A 4,259-nucleotide genomic window follows, 5' to 3' on the forward strand; every position below is an offset into this window, starting at 1 on the left:
GAGAACTCAAAAAGATTATGAAAATTATGCGCTTAAAATATGGGAAGTAAGGATTGAGTGCTTTACTGGAAAAAAGCCTTTGCGGAATAGTATTAATCGAAGCCTCGGGCCACAAAATAGTTGACGTAAACCCCATTGCAATTAATATGATCGGGAGATCAAAAGAAGAGATTGTCGGAAATATATGCCACCAATTTATCTGTCCTGCTGAGGTCGGAAAATGTCCTATCAGCGATCTTGGACTGAGTGTGGATAAGTCCGAAAAAAAGATTATCAATGCTCAAAAGGAAGTAATCCCTATCCTTAAGAGTGTGGCTCCGGTAACCATAGAGGACAAAGATTATTTTGTCGAATGTTTCATTGACCTGTCCGAGCGTAAGAGATCCGAAGAGACCCTCCTCCGGGCAAAACAGGAAGCTGAGGCTGCCAGCCGCACAAAGAGTGAGTTCCTTACCAATATGAGCCACGAGCTTAGGACGCCTCTTAACTCCATTATTGGTTTTTCGGACCTCCTGCTCGATAAAGTTTTTGGGGATCTCAACGGAAAGCAGCTGAAATATGTTAATAATATCTCTGTCAGCGGAAAACACCTTCTTGAACTAATAAACGATATCCTTGATCTCTCAAAAGTAGAAGCCGGAAAAATGGAGCTTCACTACAGCGAGTTTTCTATTGACCAGCTTTTCGATGAGGTGAAATCCACAATCGCTCCCCTTGCTCAGGTTAAAAACCTTGGTATGGAATTTAAGATAGATCCGGATTGTGGAGATATTCAGGCAGACAGAAGCCGCCTTATCCAGATCCTTTGTAACCTTGTAAGCAATGCTGTCAAGTTTACCCCGGAAGGAGGCAAAGTCTCTGTCTGCTGTAAAAAAAGTGAAAACAGAGCTGTATTTTCTGTCACGGATACGGGAATAGGAATTTCTCCTGAAGACCAGAAATACCTTTTTGAGCCTTTCAAACAGATTGATTCGGGCACGAACCGGCAGTACGGAGGCACTGGTCTTGGGCTTGCTCTGGTAAAACAGTTTGTTGAAATGCATAATGGCAGGGTATGGTTTACAAGTGTTCAGGGAAAAGGTTCGTCCTTCATATTTGAGCTTCCCGTAAATGGTCTGGATAATGCGGAAAAACCGGATAATTTATTTAAAGATAGTACTGCCAGAGTTGGGGTACCTGCTAACTTCTCTGGATGAATAATTTCAGATTTTAATGCAGTATAGTTTCAGGATGGTTTTCCCCAGCCCCTGGCGTTGATAGTTCATCATTTATCTCTGCAGGCGGGAAGATCCACTTTCCCGGAAGCTGCAGGCTGACAGGTGAAGTATTTCACAGATTGGAACCTATTTAAGGTTGAACGTTCTTTTCTAAATCTAAAGACTCAGAGTTTTTCCTGCTGAGGTTTTAAGGCAGAATCAGCTACAACAGCATCAAAAATGAGCTTTTGAAAAATGACGTTCAATAACATCTTCAACACTTTTCACCCTGAAATTCAGGAAGCTTTGAACACTCTGGGGTTTACGAAACCCACAGAGCCGCAGGAAAGGGCATTTCCTCATATAATGGACGGCAAGCATACTCTTCTGATAGCTCCCACAGGGTCTGGAAAGACCGAATCTGCTGTCCTGCCGGTCTTTAATGCTATCCTGAAAAAAAAGCCGGAGAAGAGGAGCGGGATTTCTGCCCTTTATATCACACCCCTGCGGGCGCTTAACAGGGATATGCTTTCCCGCATTGAGATTCTCGGGCAGATGCTTGACATTAAAGTCCAGGTCAGGCACGGAGATACCCCTCAAAGCGAAAGGCAGCGCCAGTCCAGAAACCCGCCTGACGTGCTGATCACCACACCTGAAACCCTGCAGGCAATGTTTACGGGCTCACGCCTGCGGCAGAACCTTGAAACCGTAACGCATGTCGTTATTGATGAAATCCATGAGCTTGCAGGCTCAAAACGAGGAGCACAGCTGTCTGTAGGGCTTGAGAGGCTTGTGGAAATCTCAGGAGAGTTCCAGAGGATAGGGCTTTCAGCAACAGTCGGAAACCCCTGGGAGATTGCAAAGTTTCTGGCAGGAGCAAACCGGGACTTTACTGTTATCGAAGTTGCCCTTCTGAAATTGCTGGAATTCGATGTGGTCAGCCCTCACCTTTCCGCATCAGGTACGGCAGAAGAAACAGACCGGGAAAAAGAGGTCATGGAAATTGCAAGGACGGTAGGCTGTGAACCGGAATTTGCCTCGCATCTGCTCTGCATAAGGAAAATAGTTGAAGAGAGCCAGTCCACTCTTATTTTTGTGAACACGCGGCAGAGTGCAGAAGCTCTTGCAGCAGGTTTCCGAAAGCTCGGAGCCTCTATTGGAGTCCACCATGGCTCACTCTCCTTCGAAGCCCGCGTTGAAGCCGAAGAGGAATTCAAGTCTGGAGCCCTCAGGGGCCTTATATGCACATCTTCAATGGAACTCGGAATAGATATCGGAAACGTTGACCGGGTGGTTCAGTACGGCTCTCCCCGCCAGGTTTCAAGGCTGCTCCAGAGAGTGGGAAGAGCAGGCCACAGGCTGCATGAAATCTCACACGGCACAATAATTTCCATGGAAGCTGACGATACCGCAGAGAGCATGGCAATTACAAAAGCTGCACTTGAAGGCAGGGTTGAAGCAATTTCCCCTCACATAAATTCCCTTGATGTTGTGGCAAACCAGATTGCAGGCATGGTTATGGACTTCGGGGAGATCGGGATAGACAGGATTTTCAGGGTTCTGAGACGCACTTACACATTCAAGGATTTGCGGATTGAAGAGTTACAGAGGGTGGTTGACCAGATAGGTGACTACAAACTGGTCTGGCATGACAAAGATTCAAATCTGCTTAAAAGGCGCAAGAAGAGCCGGGAATATTATTACGACAACCTCTCCATGATCCCGGACGAAAAGAAATACGAAATTTACGATATCGTGAGCGGAAAATCTATCGGGGTGCTGGACGAGGCTTTTGTGGTAAATTTTGCCGAACCCGGAGCCGTTTTTATTACAAAAGGTGATATGTGGCGCGTCATTGAGATGCCTGACCGCGAACGGGAGCCGAACAGGGACAGAATTAAGGTCGAGCCGGTTGAAGGCATGGGAGAAGTTCCTAGCTGGACGGGAGAAGAAATCCCTGTTCCTTTCGAAGTAGCCCAGGACGTTGGAAAACTAAGGGCTGAAACCGCAGCCCTCATTCTCGAAGGGCTTGATGATGAGGCTGTTGCGGAAATGCTTCAGAGGAAATACCCTGTGGAAAAGGCAGCCGTGCTTGAAGTTATTCGTCTCCTGCGGGACCACGTTGAAGGAAATTTCCCGCTGCCGGACGCAGATACAATTGTAATCGAAGACGAAGGAGATGCTGTGACCATGAACGCATGTTTCGGTCACAACACAAATGGGACGCTGGCAAGAGTTCTGACTTCTCTCCTTTCAGCCCGCTTCGGGAGCAGTGTAGCTCAGGAAGTGGATCCGTACAGGATCAGGATGACTCTCCCGCGCAGGGTCGGTCCTGTGCAGATCAGGGATATGCTTCTTTCCCTGCGCCCGGAACATGTTGAGCCCATCATTGAAATGACCCTGAAGAACACGACACTCATGAAATGGAAAATGGTCCATGTAGCCCGAAAGTTCGGTGCACTTTCGCGGGACATCGACTACGACAGGATCAGCATGAAGAAGCTCCTTGAAATCTACGAAGGCTCTTCCATGTACGATGAGGTAGTCCGCGAGATTTTCCACGATATGCTTGACGTCCCGAGAGCAAAAGAAGTTCTGACAAAAATTGCAGCCGGCGAAATTTCCATCGAGGTATCGGGTCCGACGCCTATCGGTTCAGCCGGATTTGCCATGAAAAGAGACCTCATAGCTCCGGAGAAAGCCGACCGTTCTATTGTTCTTGCCCTTAAGGAACGCATTATGAACGACAAAATCATTCTTTTCTGCACGAACTGCAAGAAATGGACTTCCCACCGCCAGGTGAAAAGTGTGCCTGAAGAAATCGTCTGCCCTGTCTGCGAGTCGAGGATGGTTGCAGCCCTCAAGCCCTGGGAAGAAGAGGAAATCAACCTTGTCAAAAAGCAGGGCAAAAACCTCAAAGTTACTCCTGAAGAAAAGAAACGGATACAGAGAGTTTACAGGAATGCAAGCATAGTCCGTGCGCAGGGGAAAAAGGCGGTTATTGCGCTTGCCAGCAGGGGAATAGGACCTGAAACGGCGTCAAGGGTTATTGAGAAAATGAGG

General features: G+C 47.5%; 2 protein-coding genes. Both read left to right on the top strand.

Going from position 1 to position 4,259, the window contains the following annotated elements; translation table 11 throughout:
- Positions 1-53 precede the first annotated feature (53 nt).
- Entirely contained in the window at positions 54-1,196 is a 1,143-nt protein-coding gene (locus PLL47_RS14615; RefSeq protein WP_324447272.1) for a PAS domain-containing sensor histidine kinase, read from the top strand.
- Between the two features lie 255 nt (positions 1,197-1,451).
- On the top strand, positions 1,452-4,259 hold a 2,808-nt coding region (locus PLL47_RS14620; RefSeq protein WP_324447273.1), incomplete at its 3' end, for a DEAD/DEAH box helicase.

It is taken from the genome of Methanosarcina sp. (assembly GCF_035390745.1).
Taxonomy (GTDB): Archaea; Halobacteriota; Methanosarcinia; order Methanosarcinales; family Methanosarcinaceae; genus Methanosarcina.